This window comes from Novosphingobium clariflavum (genome assembly GCF_026420865.1).
Lineage (GTDB): Bacteria > Pseudomonadota > Alphaproteobacteria > Sphingomonadales > Sphingomonadaceae > Novosphingobium > Novosphingobium clariflavum.
Genome location: NZ_JAPCWC010000004.1, coordinates 266,373 through 285,956, shown reverse-complemented (window position 1 = coordinate 285,956; position 19,584 = coordinate 266,373). Strand labels below are relative to the sequence as shown.

Sequence of the window (19,584 nt, the reverse complement as noted above, 5' to 3'; positions counted from 1 at the left end):
GTCTTACTCGCCGGCTGCCTTCTCGCGCGCCACTTCGCGCCAGCCGATGTCGCGGCGGCAGAAGCCGGTGGGGAAATCGATGGCGTCGACGGCGGCATAGGCCCCGGCCTGGGCTTGCGTCACCGAAGCGCCGCGTGCGGTCACGTTGAGCACGCGGCCACCGCTTGCGACCAGCGCGCCGTCCTTGAGCGCGGTGCCGGCGTGGAAGACCTTGGCGCCCAGCGCATCGGCCTTGTCGATGCCGTGGATGGCGCCGCCCTTGGCGGGCGTACCCGGATAGCCGTCTGCCGCCATCACCACGGTCAGCGCGGTATCCGGGCTGAAGCGGGGCGGCTGGATCGCGGCGAGGCGATTGTCGGCACAGGCGTGAAGCAGTTCGACGAGGTCCGATTCAAGCCGCATCATCATCACCTGGCACTCCGGATCCCCGAAGCGGCAGTTGTATTCGATGAGCTTGGGGCCCTGCGCGGTGAGCATCACCCCCAGGAACAGCACGCCCGAATAGGGAATGCCCTCGTTCTCCAGCGTGCGCACGGTGGGCGCGATGATGCGTTCCAGCACTTCGGCTTCCAGCGCCGGCGTCAGTACCGGGGCGGGGCTGTAGGCGCCCATGCCGCCGGTGTTGGGGCCGGTGTCGCCGTCGCCCACGCGCTTGTGGTCCTGCGCCGAGGCGAAGGGGACGATGGTGGAGCCGTCGGTCAGCGCGAAGAAGCTGGCTTCCTCGCCTTCCATGAATTCCTCGATCACCGCCTCGGCGCCGGCGTCTCCGAAGCGGCCCGAGAAGATCTCGCGCACGGCGTCCTCGGCCTCGTCCATGGTCATCGCCACGGTCACGCCCTTGCCGGCGGCAAGCCCGTCGGCCTTGATGACGACCGGGGCGCCGAACCTGGCGAGCGCGGCCATCGCCGCCGCTTCGCTGGAAACGCGCTCGTAACCGGCGGTGGGGATCCCGGCCCGTTCGCACAGGTCCTTGGTGAAGCCCTTGGAGCCTTCCAGCTGGGCCGGCTGCCGGTTCGGGCCGAACACCGAAAAGCCCTCTGCGCGCAGCGAATCGCCAAGGCCGTCGACCAGCGGCGCCTCGGGGCCGATCACCACGAGGCCGACCACGTTGGTCTCGCAGAAGGCGATGACCGCCGCATGATCGGTGACATCAAGGTCGATGCAGCTTGCCACCTCGGCGATCCCGGGATTACCGGGGGCGGCCCAGAGCGTCTCGCAGAGCGGGGATTGCGCCAGCTTCCAGGCCAGCGCATGTTCGCGGCCGCCAGAGCCCAGAAGAAGGATATTCATTGCCCGTGCCTTTCGATGACGACGAATTCGATGATGGTCGTTCCGGTGGGCTGGTAGCGAAGCAAGCGGCCGGGGACAACGCTGCGCCGCTCTCGATCAGCGAGATTTCGAATCTGCTGAAGCGCACGGTGGAGGACCGCTTCGGCTTCGTGCGCCTGCGGGGCGAGCTGTCGGGCGTGAAGCGGGCGGCGTCGGGCCACCTTTATTGTGCGCTGAAGGACGACAAGGCGGTGATCGACGGCGTCATGTGGCGCGGCGGTGCCCAGCGCCTGGCGTTCCGCCCGGAAGACGGCGTGGAAGTGATCGCCACCGGCAAGCTGACGACGTATCCCGGCCGTTCGAAATACCAGATCGTCATCGAAACGATGGAGATCGCCGGCGAAGGCGCTTTGCTGGCGCTGCTCGAAAAGCTGCGCGCCCGCCTCGCCGCTGAAGGCCTGTTCGCGCCTGAACGCAAGCGCGCCCTGCCCTTCCTGCCGCAGGTCATCGGCGTCGTGACGTCCCCCACCGGCGCGGTTATCCGCGACATCCTGCACCGTCTGGCCGACCGTTTCCCCAGCCGCGTGCTGGTCTGGCCGGTGCTGGTGCAGGGCGATGGCGCCGCGCAGCAGATTGCCAATGCCGTGCGCGGCTTCTCGGCGATCCCGCCCGGCGGAGCGGTGCCGCGCCCCGATCTGGTGATCGTGGCGCGCGGGGGCGGCTCGATCGAGGACTTGTGGTCGTTCAACGAGGAAATGGTCGTGCGCGCGGTGGCCGAATCGGCGATCCCGGTGATCTCGGCGGTGGGCCACGAGACCGACACGACGCTCTGCGACTATGCCGCCGACCGCCGCGCGCCGACGCCGACCGCCGCCGCTGAAATGGCGGTGCCGGTGCGCGCGGAACTGGCCGCGACGCTTGACGAACTGGCCTATCGCATGCGCCGCTGCGTGCTCCGCCCGGTCACTCTGGGGCGCGAGCGGCTGGAAGCGCGGGTACAGCGCCTGCCCCGGCCCGAGGCGATTCTCGCGGCCAAGGCACAGAAGCTGGACGAACTCTCCGATCGCCTGCGCCGGGGCCTGCGCGATGAAGCCGGGGCCAAGCGCGAACAGCTTGGTCGCGTTGCCGCAAAGCTCTCGCTCCCGCTGCTGCGCCACCGCGTGCAGGTTTCGGGCGAGCGGATCGAGCGCGCGGGCCTGCATCCGCGCCTGCTCCAGCGCCGCTGGGCGATGGCGCGCGATTCGCTGGCGCCGATGGCCCGCGTTCTGCCGCAGCTCGATCCCGACAAGCCACTGGACCGGGGGTTTGCCCGCGTCACCGCGCGCGATGGCCGCACCCTGACCACGCGCGACAAGGCCGCGCAGGAGGCCGCACTTCTGCTGCGATTCCGCGATGGTACGCTGGAAGTCACGCCCGGTTCAGGTGGCGCGGGCTCTATTGATCCGACCCCGCCTGCAGCGGCTGCGGCCGTGTCATCAGGTCCGGTCGAGGGTGCGATTGCCAAGCGCCCGGTGCGCCAGAAACCTGAAGAACCCAGGCAGGGTGATTTGTTTTGACCAGCACGACCTGCTAGGATTTGCCCATGCTGATGTCTTCCGCCGATCGTCCCGCCAAGCTTCAATACGGCCCCAATGGTTTCCGCGTGCTGAGCGGCGGCCATTTTGTGCTCTGTGCCGTGACCGGTGAGAAAATCCCGCTCGAGGAGCTGCGGTACTGGAGCGCCGAGCTTCAGGAACCTTACGCCACCGCCGAGATCGCGACCAAGCGCCTGCTCGGAAAGGCATGACCCGCAGAGTCAGGGGCGCGCTGCTGGGCGGCGGCGCTCTCGCCGTTGCCGGCCTTGTCGTGCTGGGCGGCGCTTCGCCGGCCGCGACAAGCCGCGTGACCGGCGCCGAGACCAGCCCTTCGGGCATTACCTATTCCGGCGAAGTGACGCAGGGCGGCTGGATCCGCGGCAAGGTGCCGCAAGGCACGCGTTCCCTCACCCTCGATGGCGGAGCGGTGAAGATCGCCCCGGACGGCGCCTGGTTCGCGGCATTCGATCGGGATGCCAGGTCCAGCGAGACCCTGGTCGCCACGCTCGCCGATGGTCGCACGGTGTCCCGGACGATCCCCGTCTCCCCGCGTGCCTGGCGGATCGAGAATATCAACATTCCCCGCAAGCCCGGCGGTCCGAGCGCGGCTTTCATGAAGATCCGCCAGCCAGAACTGGACCGGATCAATGCCGCCCGCGCGCGGGTGACCGATGCGCAAGGTTGGCGCCAGCACTTCATCTGGCCGGTGAAGGGGCGCATTTCCGGCCGATTCGGCTCGCAGCGCGTCTATCAGGGTGAGCCGGGCGCCTATCATTCGGGGCTCGACATGGCGACCGGCACCAGCGGCACGCCCTATGTCGCTCCGGCCGACGGGGTGGTGATCCTTGCCGCGGAACGGCCTTTTTCGCTGGAGGGCAACCTCCTGATGATCGACCACGGTATGGGGCTCAACAGCGCTTTCCTGCACAGTTCGCAGATTCTCGTGAAAGAAGGCGATCACGTGAAGCAGGGGCAGGTGATCGGGCGGATCGGCATGACGGGCCGGGCGACCGGGCCGCATCTGCACTGGTCGATCAAGTGGAACGATGCGCGGCTCGATCCGATCCTGTTCACGGGGCCAATGCCATGATTTGCGCGGGATAATCGCACAAAGCTGCTTGCGGCCCCGGCACGATTCCCTATCCCGCTTCTTGTGCGCCGCGTCATCGCCCTCTCCGCCGTGCTGGCGCTTTTGCCGCTGACCTGGGCACGTACGCCGATCCCGGCCCTGACGGACAGGTTCGAACTCGGGTTCACACCGGTTGCCCTCCCCTCGCCCGATCGGATGGCGGCGCATCTGGGGCCGTTCCATCTCGAACGAATCTGGGAATTGCGCAGTCGAACCCATCGTTTCGGCAGCTATTCGGCTCTGCTGATCCGCCCGGGCGGAGAGCTTCTGGCACTCAGCGATTCGGGTAATTACCTGCGTTTTCGGGCGCCCGGAGAATCGCAGCAGGACAGCGGGATCGGGGAATTGCCGCTTTCCGATGACGATTCGAAATCGTCGCGCGACGTCGAGTCGGCCACGCAGGATGCGGCCGGCACGATCTGGCTGGGGCTGGAAGGGCGCAATGCGATCTTCCGGATGACTCCCGGACTCGAAGTCGCGGACTTGCAGGTCGACCGGCGGGTCAGCCCTTCATCGATGCGCGATTGGGGCGTGAACACCGGGCCGGAGGCGATGACCCGTCTCGCTGACGGTCGATTCGTCCTGCTGCGTGAAGGATTTTCGCCCTGGAGTGATCGCCTCCATCCGGCCGTGGTCTTTGCGGGCGATCCCACCGAGAATCCGCAAGCGGAGCGTTTCACGTTCGACGGACCGGCCGGCTTCAGCCCCACCGACATGGTGCAATTGCCCGACGGGCGGCTGCTCGTGCTGATGCGGCGGCTGATATGGCCGATGCACCAGCGTTTTGCCGGACGCATCGCCATTGGCGATCCCAAGGCGATTCGGGCCGGCCAGGCCTGGCGGGTGACGGAAGTGGCACAGCTGTCCTCGGACCTCCCGGTCGACAATTTCGAGGGGCTGGCGGTGGTGCCGCGCGCCGACGGCCAGTTGACCGTCTGGGTGATCTCCGACGACAACTATTCGCCGCTCCAGCGCACGCTGCTCTGGAAGATGCGTGTCGATCCGGCGGACTTGCCTTAGAGACCGTTCGGAAATTCGCGAAAAGCGAATTTCGCGGCACCTTTCGCGCCACCGGTCCGGCCCCGGCCCAAAAATGCCCTTTCAGGCATTTTTCAAACAGACTCTCAGGGCCAATGCGTTGAAGCCGCTCGGAGGGGCGCTGTCCGGAATCCGGACATGCAAAAAGGCGCGCATGGCACAATGCCTGCACGCCCTTGTTGCATGTCCTGAAAATCACGCCTCCCGAAGGAAGCGTGCGAGAATCAGGCGGCCAGCTTCTTCTTGAGCTCGCGCTTCACCTTGAGGGCGCGCGTGCTGAGCTTTTCGTCCGAAGCCTTGAGCAGCCAGTTGTCGAGACCGCCGTTATGCTCGACCGAACGCAGACCGTGGGTCGAAACGCGGAACTTGAAGCTGCGCTCCAGACCGTCCGACAGAAGCGTGACGTTCTGCAGGTTGGGAAGGAAGATGCGCTTGGTCTTGTTGTTGGCGTGGCTGACGTTGCAGCCGACCTGGCGGGCCTTGCCGGTCAGTTCGCAGATGCGGGACATGTCTAACTCTCGCTCGAAAAAATCTGTTGCCGTTAAGTACGGGAAGGCGCGCCCTTAGCGATTCCCCCCGCGATGGTCAAGTTGCGCACAGCTTTTTCAGCCGCTAGCGCTTGGGAATGACCCGATGGCCGCTACCCGCATACATGCAACTCGCTCTCGCGCAAGCGCGGGAAGCCGCGGACTGCGGCGAAGTGCCGATCGGTGCGGTGGTGGTGAAGGACGGCGCCGTCATCGCCGCTGCGCGCAATGGCCCGCGCGAGCGGCACGACCCCACCAGCCATGCCGAGATCGAGGCGATTCGCGCGGCGGCGGCGATTCTCGGCAATGAGCGACTCGAAGGCTGCGAGCTCTGGGTGACGCTGGAACCGTGCGCGATGTGTGCGGGCGCGATCTCCCACGCGCGCATCGCGCGGCTCTATTACGGGGCATCGGACCCCAAGGGCGGCGCGGTCGAACATGGCGCGCGGGTGTTCGAGCATGACCAGTGCCTGCACCGGCCCGAGGTCTACGCCGGAATCGGCGAAACCGAAGCTGCCGAGATGCTCCGCAGCTTCTTCAGGGCGCGGCGCTGAGGGCGGTTCAGAGCGGGGTGAAGTCCAGCCCGATGTCCGCCGCCGGGGCGCTCTGGGTGAGGCGGCCGACCGAGACGTAGGTTACCCCCGAAGCGGCGATGGCGCCGATGGTGGCGAGATGGACGCCGCCGGAGGCTTCGGTGGGCACCCGGCCCTCCACCAGCGCTACCGCCTCGCGCAGCATGTCCGGCCCCATGTTGTCGAGCAGCAGGTGATGTGCGCCCGCGGCGATGGCCGGTTCGATCTGGTCGAGGTGATCGACCTCGCAGATGATCTGGGCAACGCCCGCCGCCCTGGCGCGCGCCACGGCCGGGCCGACGCCGCCGGCGACAAGAACGTGGTTGTCCTTGATCATGGCGGCATCCCACAGGCCCATGCGGTGATTTTGGGCCCCGCCCATGCGGGTCGCGTACTTTTCGAGGTGGCGCAGGCCGGGGATGGTCTTGCGGGTATCCAGCAGGGTGGCGCGGCCCTCCATCGCATCGACGTAGGCCCGTGTCATCGTTGCGATGCCGGAGAGGTGCTGCACGGTATTGAGCGCGGAGCGCTCGCCCGTGAGCATGGCGCGGGCATTGCCGGAAAGGCGCATCAGCTTGGTGCCGGGGGCGACGCGCGCGCCTTCCTCGACCAGAATCTCGATCTCCATCACCGGATCGAGGGTGCGGAAGAAGGCGGCGGCGATCGGCAGGCCGGCAACGGTGATCGCATCACGCGAATCCATCACCCCGGAAAACCGGGCCTCGGCCGCGATCACGCTTTCGCTGGTGACATCGTGGCCGCCGCCGGGAAGGCCCACGCCGAGATCCTCGGCCAGGGTTGCATCGACAAAGGTGGCGAGGTCGAAACCGGGGATCGCGAAGCTGGTCATGGCGCCGGTCTTTCGCGCGTTCGGAGCGCAATGTCGAGATTGCTCGGGCGCCGCCGGGATGCTTTGCCCGCCCGACACAGCAAAAAGGGGCCGGACATCCTGTCCGGCCCCATCCCGATGTTTCGCTTTCGCGGGCAACCGGGCCAGTGCCCCGTTACCGTGCGGCCTGGGCCTGGTCGGTGGTGACCGGGGTGATCTTGATCTCGACGCGGCGGTTCTTGGCGCGGCCTTCCTCGGTGCCATTGTCGGCGACCGGGTAGTTCTTGCCCATGCCCTGCGTCTGGATGCGGGCCGAGGAGACGCCCTGCATGATCAGGTAGCGGGCCACCGAATCGGCGCGGCGCTTCGAGAGATCGAGGTTGTAGGCGTCCGAGCCGACCGAATCGGTATGGCCGTAGACGTCGATGAGGCTGTTCGGATACTGCTTCATCGAATCCGCCACCTTGTTCAGCGCCTGCTGGAACGAGGGGGTGATCTCGGTGGAGTTGAAGCCGAAGGTCACGTCCGGCAGGTTGACGAGGATGCCGTCGCCTTCCTGGGTCACGTCGATGCCCGAACCGGCGGTCTGTTCCTTCAGTTCCTTGATCTGCTTGTCCATCTGGTTGCCGACCACCGCACCGGCCACGCCGCCGATGCCGGCGCCGACGATGCGGGCGCTGCGGCCGCCGATCACGCTGCCCAGCAGATAGCCCAGGCCCGCGCCCGCGCCCGCGCCGATCGCGGTGCGCGAGGCCTTCTTTTCGCCGGTATTGGGATCGGTGACGCAGCCCGAGACGGCCACGAGCGAGATCGCGGCGACAGCCGACGTCAGCAGGCGGGATTTCATCATATTCTTGCCCTTCCTCAGCGAGTTCTTCCGGCGACTATGTGCAGTCGTGCACATGAATAGCATATGGATAATGCCGCAGGAACGAGTGGGATGCCCGCGAGTTCCCGCACAAGCCGTTGCAATCAGCACCTTGGCTGCATCGGTTGTTGGTGTTTCCGGCCCGATGGTGTTTCCGGTGTGTGATGGAATGCTGCATTTGCAACATGCTCTTCGCACCGGCCGCTATTTCTGCTAGCGCGGATTCATTGTGACGCCCTTTCCCTGGACTGACCTCCTCATCATCGCCGGCCTGATCCTGATCAATGGCCTGTTCTCCATGTCCGAACTGGCCATTGTCTCGGCGCGCGCGGCGCGTCTGAAGATATCCGCCGACAAGGGTAGCCGGGCCGCGAAGACCGCGCTCGACCTGGCGGCGGACCCCGGCAAGTTCCTCAGCACCGTGCAGATCGGCATCACCCTGATCGGCATCATCGCCGGCGCCTATTCGGGTGCCAGCATGGAGCAGCCGGTGTCCGAGCGGCTCGAAGCCTGGGGCGTGCCGGCGCGCTTCTCGCACGAGAGCGCCTTCACGCTGGTCATCATCGTGACGACGTACGCCAGCCTCGTCGTCGGCGAACTGGTGCCCAAGCAACTGGCGCTGCGTTCGGCGGAAGCGGTGGCGCTGGTGATGGCGCAGCCGATGGTCTGGCTGTCCAAGGCGATGGCGCCGTTCGTCTGGTTGCTGGATCGCTCCTCGGGCCTGATCCTGCGCCTGATCGGCGTACGCCGCGGCGGTGACGAGCAGATCACCGCGGAAGAACTCCAGATGATCTTTGCCGAGGCCACGCGTTCCGGCGTGATCGAGGAGGAAGACCGCGCGATCATGACCGGCGTGATGCGTCTGGCCGACCGCCCGGTGCGCGAGGTGATGACCCCGCGCAACCAGGTCGACTGGATCGACATCGATGCCGACATCGAGACGCTGCGCGCCAAGATCGAATCCTCGCCGCACTCGCTGCTGCCGGTCGCGCGGGAAAGCGCGCCCGATACGGTCCTCGGCATCCTCAAGCTGCGCGAAGTGCTTGCCGCGCTGGTGGCAGGCCGCCCGGTCGAGATCGCGGCCTTGATGAAGAAGGCGGAAGTGATCCCCGACCAGCTCGATGCGATGGATGCGCTGCGCAAGCTGCAGCAGTCCGAAGTGCCGATGGCGGTGGTCCACGACGAGTACGGCCACCTCGAAGGCATCGTCACCACCTCCGACATGCTGGAGGCGCTGGCGGGCAGCTTCGTGAGCCACCAGGACGAAGGTGATAGCCCGCTGCTGGTCGCGCGCGAGGATGGCTCGCTGCTGGTCTCGGGGCTGATGCCGGCCGATGGGCTGGCCGACCGGCTCGGCGTCACCCTGCCCGACGACCGCGAATATGCGACGGCGGCGGGCTTCGTGCTGGCGGTGCTCAAGAAAGTGCCCAAGGAGGGCGAGCACTTCACCGAGCAGGGCTGGCGCTTCGAGGTGGTCGACATGGACGGCCTCAAGATCGACAAGCTGCTGGTGGAGCGGATCGACGATGAAGCGGGAGAGGACGGGGTCGCCGGAGAAGGCTGATCAGAGCGGCTGATCTGGGCGGCTGATCCCAGCGGGGGATCCCGCAGGGTGGAGGCCGCGCTCCCGATGCGAAAAGAGCCGGAAAGCGGACCCGCTTTCCGGCTCTTTTCGCATCGGGGTTCGAGAACCTCAGCCGCCGATGGCGGTCTGCGCGCTCTGGCCGTCGCCTTCGGGGGCGGCGAGGATCGCGCGGGTCACCTGGCCCTTGGCGACGGTGTAGGTGCCCGGATCGCCCACGGTCGAGCGGATCGCGGGGTCGGCCGGGCCGGCGAGGTTGAGCGTCGACTTCTCGACGTCGCTGCGGGCCTGCGGGCCGCCGAACAGGGCATCGAGCGTCTGCTGCTGGATGGTGTCGTCGCTCGGGCGCGGCTGGCCTTCCTTGGGCGGGGTCAGCGCGAAATCGGGCGGCACGACCAGCGGCGTCTGGCGCTGGACGGCGAATTCGTCGGGACCGGCGTGATTGAACATGCTGGTGGTTCCACAGCCGGACACGAGCGCCGCGCCGGCGGCGACGAGGATCAGGGCTCCGGTCTTCTTCATGGGCATCAACTCAAATCTCCGGGGCGGCATCAGCCGTGTCGTGACCGCCGTTCGTGTCCGGCTTGTCGCGCGAAAGCAGTGAACGGGCAAGGATAATCAGGACGCCGATGGTGATGGCGGCATCCGCGATGTTGAAAACGAGGAAAGGACGGAATTCGCCGAAGTGCAGGTCGGCATAATCGACGACATAGCCGTAGCTGAAACGGTCGCGGATATTGCCCAGCGCGCCGCCGAGAACCAGCGAAAGCGCGGCGATTTCCGTCATCTTGCGCTCGCGCAGCAGCCAGACCAGCACAAAGATGGCGATCAGGCCGGTCATGGCGACAAGCGCCCAGCGGCCCTCGGGCGAGCCGGCGGTGAACAGGCCGAGCGAGACGCCGTAGTTCTCGGTCCAGCGGAAGTTGAAGATGGGCAGGATCTCGATCACCCGTTCCACCGTGGGCAGGGTCTTGAGGTTGCCGATCATCCACAGCTTCACCGCCTGGTCGACCACGAAGACCGCAGCCGCGACCAGCAGCCCGATCAGGCGGTTGCGCCACAGGTTCATGCCGGCGTCTCCAGCGCGCCGACCACGTCGTCGCAGCGCTCGCACAGGGCGCCGTCTTCCGAGACTTCCGGAAGGTGGCGCCAGCAGCGGCCGCACTTGTGGTCGGAGGAGGGCGAGACAGTCACTTCATCGCCCTGCCCGCGCTCGACTTTCGCGGTGATGAACAGTTCGGCGAGGTCGCCTTCCGGGGCATTCGCGGGAACCGTCACGGTCGCGGCAAGGCTGGAGCCGACGATCTTCTCGCGGCGCAGCGGTTCGATGGCTTCCGTCACCTTCACGCGCAGGGCGCGCAGCTCTGCCCAGCGGGCGGCATCGGCCTCCACGGCCGGAACCTCCGGCCATTCGAGCAGGTGCACGCTCTCGCTGCCCGGGAAGCGGCTCTGCCAGACTTCCTCGGCGGTGAAGACGGTGACCGGCGCGGCATAGCGCACCAGCGCGTGGAACAGCGTGTCCAGCACGGTGCGATAGGCGCGGCGCTTCGGGTCCGAAGGCGCGTCGCAGTAGAGGCAGTCCTTGCGGATATCGAAGAAGAAGGCCGAGAGGTCTTCGTTGCAGAAGTCCAGCAGGGTGCGCACGTAAGTGTTGAAGTCGAAGTCGGCGACCGCCTGGCGCAGCGTGGCATCGACGCCGGCCAGCAGCGAGAGCACGTAGCGCTCCAGCTCGGGCATCTCCGCCACAGGCAGCGTCTCTTCATCCGAGAAGCCGTCGAGCGCGCCCAGCAGGTAGCGCATGGTGTTGCGCAGCTTGCGGTACTGGTCGGCCACGCCCTTCAGGATCTCGTCGCCGATGCGGTGATCCTCGGTATAGTCGACCGAGAGCGCCCAGAGACGGATGATGTCGGCGCCGTTGGTCTCCATCACCTTGATCGGGCTGATGGTGTTGCCGAGCGACTTCGACATCTTGAAGCCCTTGGCATCCATCGTGAAGCCGTGGGTCAGCACTGCCTTGTACGGCGCATGGCCGCGCGTGGCGCAGCTCTCGAGCAGCGAGGACTGGAACCAGCCGCGATGCTGGTCGCTGCCTTCGAGGTAGAGATCGGCAGTCGGGCCGGTGTGATCCTCTGCGGGCACCAGTTCGGGCCAGCGACCGGATTCGAGCACGAAGGCGTGGGTCGAGCCGGAATCGAACCAGACGTCGAGAATGTCGACCACGCGCTCGTAGTCATCGGCGCTATAGCTGTCGCCGAGGTATTCCTGCGCGCGCGCGTCCGACCAGGCATCGACGCCGATCTCGCGGATGGCGGCGATGATGCGGGCGTTCACTTCGGCATCGACGAGGTATTCGCCAGATTTGCGGTTCACGAACAGCGTGATCGGCACGCCCCAGGCGCGCTGGCGCGAGAGCACCCAGTCCGGGCGGCCTTCGACCATGGCGCCGATGCGGTTGCGGCCCTTTTCGGGCACGAAGCGCGTTTCGGCGATGGCATCCAGCGCGGCCTGGCGCAGGGTGGGCGAGGCTTCGGCGGTCTCGTCCTGCGGATCGATGGCGCCGCCCTCACCTTCCCAGCGGCGCTCGGCGCGGGTCTTGGAAGGCAGGTGGCCGAGAACCTTGTCCATCGGCACGAACCACTGCGGGGTGCAGCGGAAGATCACCTTGGCCTTCGAACGCCACGAGTGCGGGTAGCTATGCTTGTAGTCGGCCGAAGCCGCCAGCAGCGCGCCTGCCTCAGCGAGGGCCGAGCAGATCGGGCCGTCCGGCGCGTTGAACTTGGGGTTGATGACCGAACCCTGGCCGCCGAGCCAGCCCCAGTCCTCACGGTACTTGCCGTCGGCTTCGACCACGAACTTGGGGCCGATGCCGTTGGCCTTGCAGAGCAGGAAGTCGTCCTCGCCATGGTCGGGCGCCATGTGGACGAGGCCGGTGCCGCTCTCGGTGGTGACGAAATCGCCCGCGAGCAGCGGACGCGGCTCGGCGAAGAAGCCGCCCAGCGCGTGCATCGGGTGGCGGGCGAGGGTGCCTGCGAGTTCGGCGCCGCGATAGGTGCCCAGCGCGTATTCGGAAAGATCGGCCTCGCCGGTCACGCTCTCGGCAACCGGGCCTAGCCCGCTGCGCGTGAAGAACGCTTCCAGCAGCGGCACGGCGATCAGGAAACGGCGGCCGTCATGCGCGCGGTAGTGGTGGTACTCAACCTCAGGCCCATAGGCGAGCGCCTGGTTGGTCGGGATCGTCCACGGCGTGGTCGTCCAGATCACGGCATAGGCGCCGACCAGTTCCGGGATCGCGGATTCGGTGATCTCGAAGGCCACGTCGATCTGGGTCGAGACGATGTCCTCGTACTCGACCTCGGCTTCGGCCAGCGCGGTCTTTTCGACCGGGCTCCACATCACCGGCTTGGCGCCGCGATATAGCATGTCATGCTCGGCGAACTTCAAGAGTTCGGTGACGATGGTGGCTTCCGCCTGGAAGTCCATGGTGAGGTAGGGCTTGTCCCAGTCACCGTTGACGCCGAGGCGCTTGAGCTGCTCGCGCTGCACGTTCACCCAGTTCTGGGCATAGGCGCGGCATTCGGCGCGGAATTCCTCGGCCGGAACCTCGTCCTTGTTCTTCTTCTTCTTGCGGTACTCTTCCTCGACCTTCCACTCGATGGGCAGGCCGTGGCAGTCCCAGCCGGGGACGTAGGGTGCGTTCTTGCCCAAGAGGGTCTGGGTGCGCACGACCATGTCCTTGAGGATGTGGTTCAGCGCGTGGCCGATGTGCATGTCGCCATTCGCGTAGGGCGGGCCGTCATGCAGCACGAACTTTTCGCGGCCCGCGCGGGCTTCGCGGGTCTTGGCGTAAATGTCCTGTTCCTGCCAGCGCGCAAGAATACCCGGCTCCTTCTGGGGGAGCCCGGCCTTCATGGGGAAATCGGTCTTCGGCAGGAAGACGGTGCTGCGATAGTCACGCTGTTCGGTCATAACCGCTGCGCACTAGAGCAATTGCGGGCCCGTTGGAAGGGCCGGGGCTGCCAAATCCGGCTTTCGCCGGATTTCGATCAGACCCCCAGCTTGGCGCGCACGTCGCGCGCATCCTTCCAGCCTTCGAGGCGCTTCAGCAGGTCCGCATCGCCTTCGGGCAGGGTGATCTGGAGGCTGATCAGGAGGTCGCCGCGAGAGCCGTCCTTGCGGGTCATGCCGCGCCCCTTGAGGCGCATGACCTTGCCCGAGCTGGCGCCCGCCGGGACCGAGAGCATCACCGCGCCCGAAGGCGTCGGGGTCTTCACCTTGGCGCCGTGCAGCGCCTCGTCGAGCGTGACCGGCAGGTCGAGCCGCAAGTCGTCGCCGTCCTGATGGAAATGGCTGTGCGGCTGGATCTGCAGGGTGATGATGGCATCGCCGGTGCCGCCGGGGCCGTGTTCGCCCTTGCCGGCAAGCCGCATCTGGGTGCCGTCCTCGAGGCCGAGCGGCAGCTTGAGGTCGATGGTCTTGCCGTCCGACAGGGTGATCCGCTGCGGCTTGAGTTCCGCCGCGTCGAGCAGGGGAACCGAGAGCCGGTAGGTCACGTTGGCGCCGCGCGGGGCTGCCCGGCCCCTGCCTGCACCGCCGCTGCCCATGCCGCCGAATCCGCCGCCGCCGCGCTGTCCCGCGCCGCCGAAGATGCCGCCGAACAGGTCTTCGAGGTCGATCCCGTCATTGCCGCCGAAGCCGCCCGAAAAGCCGCGCTGCCCGCCGCCGCCGAAGCCCGCGCCGCCAAAACCGCCCTGACCGCCGCCGCCGAATCCGCCAAAGCCCATCGGATTGCCGTCGGCATCGATCTCGCCGCGATCGAACTTGGCCCGCTTGTCCTTGTCGGAAAGCAGGTCGTAGGCCGCGGTCACTTCGGAGAAGCGTTCGGCCGCCTTCGGGTTGTCCTTGTTGGTATCGGGATGGAGTTCCTTGGCCAGCTTGCGATAAGCCGACTTGATGTCCTTCTCGCTGGCCGTGCGCGATACGCCAAGGGTGGAATAAGGGTCTGCTGCCATGGGCCCTAGCTAGGATCGTGCGCGCCGCTCGGCAAGCGATGCTTTCCTAGTTCTTTCACCGCAGCTATGGCGAGGCGCATGTGCTTCCCCCCGAACGGGATTTGCCGAGGATCAAGGCAGGTCCGGGCGAGGGCGGGCAGGAGTGTGGCGATCGGCGGGATTTCTCCGGCCGAAGCGTGTAGACCGTGCCTGCCGTTCCCGTGTGGAGCGGCCCGCACCAATTCAGGAATTGCAGATGGAATCCCAGCAGGCGCACGAGGTCATTCCCCACGGCGATCCCTTTGCGCTGTTCCAGACCTGGTACGACGAGGCACGGGCGAGCGAACCCAACGATTCGAACGCGATGGCGCTGGCGACGGCGACGGCGGACGGACTGCCTTCGGTGCGCATGGTGCTGCTCAAGGGCCACGGCCCGGACGGCTTCGTGTTCTACACCAATGGCCATAGCCGCAAGGGCCGCGAGATCGCCCAGAACCCCCATGTCGCGCTGCTGTTCCACTGGAAGAGCCTGCGCCGCCAGATCCGCATCGAGGGCGTGCTCTCGCCGGTGAGCGATGCCGAGGCGGATAGCTATTTCCATTCGCGCGCCCGCGATTCGCAGCTCGGCGCGGTGGCTTCCGACCAGTCGGCCCCGCTCGACAGCCGCGAGACCTTCCTGGCCCGCTACGAAGAGGCTCGCGAGCGTTTCGAAGGCGGCACGGTGGAGCGCCCGCGCCACTGGACCGGATACCGCGTGGTCCCCTCGGCCATCGAGTTCTGGCACGACCGCGATTTCCGCCTCCACGAACGCCGCCGTTTCGTGCGCGACGAGGCGGCTGCGGCGGGCTGGACCAGCTCGCTGCTCTATCCGTGAGCGGCCCGATATGAGCGAGCACGCCTTCCTCACCCGCAGCGCTGCCTTGGCCAGCATCGGCGCGGCTGCCGTGCTGCTCGCGCTCAAGGCCTGGGCGGCCTGGAGCACGGGATCGACCGCGATGCTCGGCAGCCTGGCCGACACCACGCTCGACCTCGTCGCCAGCCTCGGCACGCTGCTCGGCGTGTGGATCGCGGCGCAGCCGGCGGACGACAAGCACCGCTTCGGCCACGGCAAGGCGGAGGCGATCGCGGCGCTGTTTCAGATCGTGCTGATCTCGATCTCGGCGCTGGGCATCGCCAGCCGCGCGGTCGAACAGTGGGTTTCCGGGCATGAGGTGAAAGGGGCCGAGGGCGGCATCGCCGTCTCGGCGGTGGCGATCGGGGTGACCTTGGCGCTGGTCGCCTGGCAGCGCCACGTGATCCGCCGCACGCGCAGCATCGCCATTCATACCGACAGCGTGCATTACCAGTCCGACCTTCTGCTCAACATCGCGGTGATCGTCGCCCTGGTGCTGGAGAACTACGCGGGGCTGGCGGGGGCGGATGCGCTGTTCGGGCTGGGCATCGCCGCGTGGCTGGCCTGGGGGGCATGGGGCGCGTCGCAGGCCGTGCTCGACCAGCTGATGGATCACGAGTGGCCGGCCGAGAAGAAGCAGCGTTTCCTCGAAGTGCTGGCGCAGAACCCGGACATCACCGGCGTTCACGACTTGCGCACGCGCACTTCGGGTAACAGGGACTTCGTGCAGTTCCACGTCTGGGTCGATGCCGAGATGACCGTGCGCGAGGCGCACAAGGTCATGGACACGATCGAGGACCGGCTCCACGCGGTGTTCCCGGATCTCGAGATCCTGATCCACCCCGATCCGGAAGGGCTGGTCGACGAGATCGGTCCGGCGGGCAAGGACGTGTTGCCGCCGATTCGCGTGACGATGGACTAGGTCGTAAACTCATAAACGGCACCATCGAGGTTTGAGGCAAAATGGCTCAGCGATAGGAGGGAAGGCGCTGGAATATGTCGATATTTCAAGACTTCCCGACGCAGCGCTGGGCCATTTTGGTCAAACCCCGAAGGGGCGCCCAAATGGCTTCCATCTCGCACCGAAGCTGCCTTGGACGGGCAACCAGCCCGCCCGGCGGCAACTTCGGCCCGATCTGTTCGCCATTTGGGCGCCTCGATGGTTCCGTTTATGAGTTTACGACCTCGGCCGTAAACGCGTAAGCCGCACCATCGAGGTGTGCGGCAAAATGCCCCAGGGGCATTTGCGCAATTGGAGCGTTTTCTAATCAGGTGGAATCACCTGATGACTCGGAAAACGCGAAAAACCAAAATCCTAGAGCAGTTGATCCGATGCAATCGGATCGGAAACTGCTCTAGAGAATCTCAGACCCCGCCGGGGAACATCGCCAGCAGCTTGCCCAGCCGGTCGTGCAGTTCGGTTTCCTGCGCGCGGTCGCTTTCGCCGAGGCGCACGACCGTCAGCAACTGGTCGGGCGAGCCGATCACGTATTGGCCATATTCGCCCACGCAGGCGAAGGCATTGGCCGGCGCCATGCCGGGGAACAGCGTTGCGCCGCCTTCGCCCTTGGCCTCGCTAGCCTTGGCGCGGTTGAGCCAGACCCCGGCGCCATAGGCGGTATTGCGCGGGGAGGGGCTGAGCATGAACTGCACCCAGCGGCGCGGCAGCACCTGCGCGCCCTGCACCGATCCGGTGTGGCGCAGGAACTCGCCCAGCTTGCCCCAGTCGCGCGCCGAGGCATGGACCATGGCCGAGCCGATCATCGTGCCCTTGAGATCGTACCCCACCAGCGTCGAATTCATGCCGAGCGGCAGCAGCACCCGGTTGCGGAGGTATTCGCCCACCGCCACGCGGCGGCGGTCGGGCGTGGGATCGGGCGAGAGCACGCGGGCGGCAAGATCGGAGAGAATCACCGGCGTCGCCGCGCTGTTCTCGAACACCGTGCCGGCCCGGGCTTCGAGCGGCTGCGCCTCGGCATAGGCGGCCATGTCGTCGCGCCCGTCGAGGAACAGCATGCGCATGCGGTCGGACTGGCGGGCGATTTCGGAGGCGCGCTCGGATGCAGGCAGGCCGCTTTCCTCGTGGCGCAGACCGGAGCGCATCTGCAGGAGCTGGCGCAAGGTAACCTCGCCGCGTGGGTCGCCGGGGCGCTGCCATTCGGGGATCGGCGCCGATTCGTCGAGCCGCAACCGGCCGTCGCTGACCAGCTGGCCGATCATCAGCGCGGTCACGCACTGGCCCATGCCCCAGCCCTGCAGGCGGGTATCGCGCTTGATTCCGGCGCCATAGCGCTCGACCGCGATCGAGCCGCGCTTGAAAATCAGCAGGGCATCGGTGCGGCCCACTTCGGTCTCGTCGAACAGGCCGTCGATCGCGCGGCCGAGCGATTCGCGCGGGGCGCCGCCATCGTCGTGAATGGCGGCCTGCGATTCCGCGCTTGGCGGGGGCGGGCCGTCCGGTTCAGACTTTCCGCAGCCCGAGAGCGGCGCCAGCAGGGCTGGCACGAGGAAGAGGGCGAGGATATGGGGAGGGCGGCGCACCGGCATGACGCGGGTGTGATGTGCGAGGCGCGAACGGATGGCAACAGCCGGAACATACAGGGTCGGGGACAGGCCGTTTTCACGGTGGCTGCGCTATGCCCTGTTGCTGGCGGCATTGGTGCTGGTTGTCCTGCTGGGCATGGCCTGGCCGGGCCTGCGCGGGCAGGCGATCGTCGCCACGTCCTTCGCGGCGCGCACCGGGTGCATCTGCCGATTCGTGTCGGAGCGGGATCTCGGCTCCTGCAAGGGCGATCTGGCGGCGGCGAAGCTGGGGCGCGTGGCCGGACTGGTCTCGCTCTCCGAGGATCCGCAGAGCCATAGCGTGAAGGCCAGCGTACCGCTTCTTGCCAGCCAGACCGCCACTTTCGCGTCCGATCGCGGGTGCCAGCTGGAACCCTGGACGCACTGACGCATGCAAGACGTGCAACCTGGTTGCACCGAATGCAATCATCGCCATCCGGATTCACTTGCGGGCGGCTGCGGTTGCGATAGATTCACGTCCGTCGAAACGGCAATTTCCATGAAGGAGCAGGTGTAGCGGCGTTACGGCTTGAGCTTTAGGTCCAGTGCAGGATGTTCCCGCATCCATGGCACGCAGCGATTTTTGGCTGTTGCTTTCGTCGTCCTCGCCTGCGCGCGCTGCCTTCGGGCAGTTCCCGCGCATCCGTCGACCCCGAACCCACCCGACAAACGATCGCCGCCGGAACAGGCGCCCCGCCGCAAGGCGGTTCCCGCGTCCTGCCCGGCTGGCACCGGCTCATTCGTCGCAGCGCCCTGCCTGCTTGCCGTCGGTCGGCAACGACAGGGGAGCGGTTCTTCCCGCAAGGAGAAGATAGATGGGTTATCTCGACAGTGAACAGGACAGCATGCGCCGCCTGAGGGGGCTGGGGCGCGCCTTGCGCAGCCTTGCCGGGCGCGGCGGCCTGGTGGTCGGCGTGATCGCGGCGGGGCTGGTGGTGTCGTCCAGCATGGCGCGGGTGCAACCGGGCAATGTCGGCATCCGCGTCAACAACATAGCCGGCGGGGTTTCGCCCGATGCGCTGGGCGTGGGCTGGTACATCGCGCCTCCCGGCACGCATATCTACGAGTATCCGGTGTTCACGCGGACTTATACCTGGACGGGCAATGCCACCGAGCAGAGCCCGACCGACGAGAGCTTCAATTTCCAGGACAAGAACGGGCTCTCGCTCAAGGCCGACGTGGCGGTGAGCTATCATATCGATCCGCGCAAGGCGCCGATCCTGTTCCAGCGCTACCGCACCGACATGGACCAGATCATTGCAGGGCCGATGCGCAACGCGATTCGCAATGCCATCGTCGAGCGCGCGGCGCAGCTGGGCGTCGAGCAGATCTACGGCGACCACAAGGCGGAGCTGATCCAGACCGCGCAGCGCCGGGTCCAGGCGTTCTTCGCGCCGGTGGGGCTCGAGGTCGAGCAGGTCTACTGGGCGGGCAACATCGGCGTGCCCGACCGCGTGCTCGAGCAGATCAACGCCAAGATCGCCAATGAACAGGCCGCGCTCGCCGCGCAGGCCAATGTCGCCACCGCCCGCGCCGATGCCGAAGCGCGAATCGCCAAGGCCGAAGGCGATGCGAAGGCGATCCAGGTCGAGGCCGAGGCGATCCGCACCAACCCCGAGATCGTGCGGATGCGCGCGGTCGAGAAGTGGGACGGCAAGCTGCCGACTTACAGCGGTTCCGGCCCGGTGCCGTTCCTGGGCGTGCAGTAACGCCGGACGGCGATGCGCGGGAAACCCCGCGCATCGCCGGTGTCC

19 protein-coding genes are annotated in these 19,584 nt (G+C 66.9%); 10 read left to right on the top strand and 9 right to left on the bottom strand.

The genetic code is table 11. The annotated features are described in order from the left end of the window. Window positions 1-3 precede the first annotated feature (3 nt). Complete coding sequence (purD, locus tag OKA11_RS07470) at window positions 4-1,290, bottom strand: phosphoribosylamine--glycine ligase (protein WP_267219586.1); 1,287 nt, start codon at window positions 1,288-1,290, stop codon at window positions 4-6. Between the two features lie 5 nt (window positions 1,291-1,295). Between purD and xseA the strand changes: the two genes are divergently transcribed. From xseA to OKA11_RS07450, 4 genes are all read left to right on the top strand, one after another. Continuing rightward, on the top strand, window positions 1,296-2,825 hold the full coding sequence (xseA, locus tag OKA11_RS07465; RefSeq protein WP_267219585.1) for an exodeoxyribonuclease VII large subunit: 1,530 nt from the start codon (window positions 1,296-1,298) through the stop codon (window positions 2,823-2,825). 26 nt (window positions 2,826-2,851) lie between these two features. Continuing rightward, a complete protein-coding gene (locus OKA11_RS07460) occupies window positions 2,852-3,055 on the top strand; it encodes a DUF2093 domain-containing protein (RefSeq protein ID WP_267219584.1) in 204 nt (67 codons plus the stop codon). Further along, window positions 3,052-3,933 (top strand): M23 family metallopeptidase, encoded by an 882-nt coding sequence (locus OKA11_RS07455; protein WP_267219583.1) that lies wholly within the window; start codon window positions 3,052-3,054, stop codon window positions 3,931-3,933. The genes OKA11_RS07460 and OKA11_RS07455 overlap by 4 nt, the downstream gene beginning before the upstream one ends. A 63-nt stretch (window positions 3,934-3,996) precedes the next feature. After that, entirely contained in the window at window positions 3,997-4,992 is a 996-nt protein-coding gene (locus tag OKA11_RS07450) for an esterase-like activity of phytase family protein (RefSeq protein WP_267219582.1), read from the top strand. 242 nt (window positions 4,993-5,234) lie between these two features. On the opposite strand, the gene rpmB is transcribed toward OKA11_RS07450, so the two are convergent. After that, window positions 5,235-5,519, bottom strand: coding sequence for a 50S ribosomal protein L28 (rpmB, locus tag OKA11_RS07445; RefSeq protein ID WP_267219581.1), 285 nt, complete (start codon window positions 5,517-5,519; stop codon window positions 5,235-5,237). A 116-nt stretch (window positions 5,520-5,635) separates the two neighbouring features. Here rpmB and OKA11_RS07440 point away from each other — a divergent pair, with 116 nt between their 5' ends. Next, window positions 5,636-6,091 (top strand): nucleoside deaminase, encoded by a 456-nt coding sequence (locus OKA11_RS07440; RefSeq protein WP_267219580.1) that lies wholly within the window; start codon window positions 5,636-5,638, stop codon window positions 6,089-6,091. 7 nt (window positions 6,092-6,098) lie between these two features. On the opposite strand, the gene nadC is transcribed toward OKA11_RS07440, so the two are convergent. Beyond that, a complete protein-coding gene (nadC, locus tag OKA11_RS07435) occupies window positions 6,099-6,959 on the bottom strand; it encodes a carboxylating nicotinate-nucleotide diphosphorylase (protein ID WP_267219579.1) in 861 nt (286 codons plus the stop codon). Window positions 6,960-7,113: 154 nt separating this feature from the next. Then, window positions 7,114-7,788: an OmpA family protein gene (locus OKA11_RS07430; protein WP_267219577.1), complete on the bottom strand. Its 675-nt coding sequence runs from the start codon at window positions 7,786-7,788 to the stop codon at window positions 7,114-7,116. Between the two features lie 247 nt (window positions 7,789-8,035). On the opposite strand from OKA11_RS07430, the gene OKA11_RS07425 reads away from it, so the two are divergent. Further along, window positions 8,036-9,370, top strand: a complete 1,335-nt coding sequence (locus tag OKA11_RS07425) for a hemolysin family protein (RefSeq protein ID WP_267219575.1) — start codon at window positions 8,036-8,038, stop codon at window positions 9,368-9,370. A gap of 129 nt (window positions 9,371-9,499) precedes the next feature. Here the strand turns inward: OKA11_RS07425 and OKA11_RS07420 are convergent, their stop codons facing one another. The 4 genes from OKA11_RS07420 to OKA11_RS07405 form a co-directional block, all read right to left on the bottom strand. Then, window positions 9,500-9,916 carry a DUF3035 domain-containing protein gene (locus OKA11_RS07420; RefSeq protein ID WP_267219574.1) on the bottom strand — a complete coding sequence of 139 codons (417 nt, stop codon included), beginning with the start codon at window positions 9,914-9,916 and terminating at the stop codon, window positions 9,500-9,502. A gap of 4 nt (window positions 9,917-9,920) precedes the next feature. Next, a complete protein-coding gene (lspA, locus tag OKA11_RS07415; protein ID WP_267219572.1) occupies window positions 9,921-10,457 on the bottom strand; it encodes a signal peptidase II in 537 nt (178 codons plus the stop codon). Then, window positions 10,454-13,354 carry an isoleucine--tRNA ligase gene (ileS, locus tag OKA11_RS07410; protein ID WP_267219571.1) on the bottom strand — a complete coding sequence of 967 codons (2,901 nt, stop codon included), beginning with the start codon at window positions 13,352-13,354 and terminating at the stop codon, window positions 10,454-10,456. Before ileS ends, lspA begins: the two co-directional genes overlap by 4 nt. A 77-nt stretch (window positions 13,355-13,431) precedes the next feature. Then, window positions 13,432-14,397 carry a DnaJ C-terminal domain-containing protein gene (locus tag OKA11_RS07405; protein WP_267219570.1) on the bottom strand — a complete coding sequence of 322 codons (966 nt, stop codon included), beginning with the start codon at window positions 14,395-14,397 and terminating at the stop codon, window positions 13,432-13,434. Between the two features lie 235 nt (window positions 14,398-14,632). Here OKA11_RS07405 and pdxH point away from each other — a divergent pair, with 235 nt between their 5' ends. Together pdxH and OKA11_RS07395 are read left to right on the top strand one after the other, a co-directional pair. After that, window positions 14,633-15,250 (top strand): pyridoxamine 5'-phosphate oxidase, encoded by a 618-nt coding sequence (gene pdxH, locus OKA11_RS07400; RefSeq protein ID WP_267219569.1) that lies wholly within the window; start codon window positions 14,633-14,635, stop codon window positions 15,248-15,250. Between the two features lie 10 nt (window positions 15,251-15,260). Next, on the top strand, window positions 15,261-16,190 hold the full coding sequence (locus tag OKA11_RS07395; protein ID WP_267219568.1) for a cation diffusion facilitator family transporter: 930 nt from the start codon (window positions 15,261-15,263) through the stop codon (window positions 16,188-16,190). Between the two features lie 443 nt (window positions 16,191-16,633). On the opposite strand, the gene OKA11_RS07390 is transcribed toward OKA11_RS07395, so the two are convergent. Beyond that, window positions 16,634-17,815, bottom strand: coding sequence for a serine hydrolase domain-containing protein (locus tag OKA11_RS07390; protein ID WP_267219567.1), 1,182 nt, complete (start codon window positions 17,813-17,815; stop codon window positions 16,634-16,636). 31 nt (window positions 17,816-17,846) lie between these two features. Between OKA11_RS07390 and OKA11_RS07385 the strand changes: the two genes are divergently transcribed. Together OKA11_RS07385 and OKA11_RS07380 are read left to right on the top strand one after the other, a co-directional pair. Next, a complete protein-coding gene (locus OKA11_RS07385) occupies window positions 17,847-18,218 on the top strand; it encodes a hypothetical protein (protein WP_267219566.1) in 372 nt (123 codons plus the stop codon). Window positions 18,219-18,645: 427 nt separating this feature from the next. Next, window positions 18,646-19,539, top strand: coding sequence for an SPFH domain-containing protein (locus tag OKA11_RS07380; protein WP_267219565.1), 894 nt, complete (start codon window positions 18,646-18,648; stop codon window positions 19,537-19,539). Window positions 19,540-19,584: the final 45 nt, after the last annotated feature.